This is a genomic window from Arthrobacter sp. NPDC092385, assembly GCF_044755105.1.
Classification (GTDB): domain Bacteria; phylum Actinomycetota; class Actinomycetes; order Actinomycetales; family Micrococcaceae; genus Arthrobacter_D.
This window is the reverse complement of the sequence record NZ_JBIVQL010000041.1, coordinates 1-1,967: the sequence shown is the minus strand read 5'-3', so window position 1 is coordinate 1,967 and position 1,967 is coordinate 1. Positions and strand designations below refer to the sequence as shown.

Genomic DNA, 1,967 nt, shown 5'->3' with positions numbered 1-1,967 from the left:
GCCAGAACAACTTCAACTTCATCAAGGGGGGTTTGCCACCCTCACCGGGGCAACTCCATAACTATACGACCACCCCACCCCCACCACCAAATCCACCCCCACCCCGCCAGCTACTCGGCGACAGACATTCCGGCGACAGACACTCCGGCGCCGGCCCAACCCCTTCCCGGCTCCGCGGATCGGGCACTCCGGGCCTATCGGGGCCAGGTCGAAGGACCGGGAGCTCCTCCGGAGCACCGACTGCCGTGGCCGGTCGAGCCTCCGGAGCCGACGTCCGCAGAGGATCGGTTGCAAGCGCAGTCCCGGAGTCGGGACGTCCTCGCCGTCGGCAGTACAGCGAACGGGGGGCCTCCCCGGTACGTCGCGTCTGTTGAACGACAGCCTCCAGAAGAATCACGATCGTCGTGGTCCTCTGGTCCTCTGGTCCCGCGAGCCGAGTCGTAGTAGACAGGGCGGCATGGGTAAGAACAAGGGAGTGGCACCACGGCTGGCCGATGCTTTGGGGATCGTCCTGGGCACGAAGGAGATCCCGCTGCGGCTGCGGGCGTGGGACGGATCGGAAGCGGGGCCAGCCGAAGCCCCGGTGCTCGTATTCCGATCCCCGCGGGGATTGCGGCGGATGCTGTGGTCACCGAACCAGCTCGGGCTGAGCCGGGCGTATGTCGCCGGCGATATCGATGGGCCCGGAGACCTCTTCAAGAGCTTCTCGGAGCTCAGCTCTGTGGGCAAGTTCGCGGAGCTGAAGGCATTCCGCCCGCCCACGCCTCGCGAGCGACTACGACTGGTCCGCACGGCCATCCGTGTCGGTGCGCTCGGGCTGCCGCCCGCGCCGCCCCCCGAGGAGATGGATGTCAGCCGATCAGGACGGAAGCACTCCAGGAAACGCGATGCTGCGGCGATCTCGCATCATTACGATGTCGGCAACGCGTTCTATGCGCTGGTGCTCGGCCCGTCCATGGTCTATTCCTGTGCGGTCTGGGACGAGGAGAACGTCGGCCTGGACGCTGCTCAGGAGGCGAAGCTCGACCTCGTCTGCCGAAAACTGGGCCTGCGACCGGGCATGCGACTGCTGGACGTGGGCTGCGGCTGGGGCAGCTTCGCCCTGCATGCAGCAAGGAATTATGGAGTCGACGTCGTGGGGGTCACGCTCTCGAAGGAACAGGCCGCTCTCGGCCGGCAGCGCGTGGCCGAGGGCGGCCTCGCGGACCGTATCGAGATCCGGGTCCAGGACTATCGGGATGTCCACGACGGCCCGTTCGACGCCATCAGTTCGATCGGCATGGCCGAACACGTCGGTGGAGGCCAGATCGACTCCTACTCGGCGCACCTGTCCGGTTTGCTGCGTCCTGGCGGGCGCCTCCTCAACCATGCGATCTCCTGGAACGCGGGTGAGATGCCGCCGGATCCGGACTCCTTCATCCCCCGCTACGTCTTTCCCGACGGCGAGATGCTCAGCCTCACCGTCATGATCGGGGCACTCGAATCGGCGGGACTGGAAGTGCTCGACGTCGAAGCGCTGCGCCGGCACTACGGATTGACGCTGCGGGCGTGGGTGCACAACCTCGAGGAGAACTGGGACGAGGCGGTACGCCTGACGAGCGAGGGACGCGCTCGGGTCTGGCGCCTGTACATGGCCTCGAGCGCGCTCGGGTTCGAGCGGGGGCTGAACGGCGTGAATCAGGTGCTGGTGCAACGGCCGGGCGGTGAGGAACCTCCCCTGCGGCGCCGCGACTGGATGTGACAGCCCTGAGAGCACGCTCCCTCGTGCCGGCCCGAGGGCCTCAGCGACCGGGGTCGGGTGGCCTGGTTGCGGGGTGCACCTGCTCGGGCCTTCCGGCCTGGGTGGAGTTGCTGTAGGGCGTGTGGGTTAAAGGGGGGAAGGCCCCGCACCTGGTGGTGTGGGGCCTTCCCTTTTTTGTGTTGCTAAGTGTTGTCCGGCGGTGTCCTACTCTCCCACACTCTCTCGG

1 protein-coding gene is annotated in these 1,967 nt (G+C 67.0%); it reads left to right on the top strand.

What is annotated here, in order from left to right:
* Positions 1 to 457 precede the first annotated feature (457 nt).
* Entirely contained in the window at positions 458 to 1,741 is a 1,284-nt protein-coding gene (locus tag ACIQCY_RS18240) for a class I SAM-dependent methyltransferase (protein WP_400485210.1), read from the top strand.
* The last annotated feature ends 226 nt before the right edge of the window (positions 1,742 to 1,967 follow it).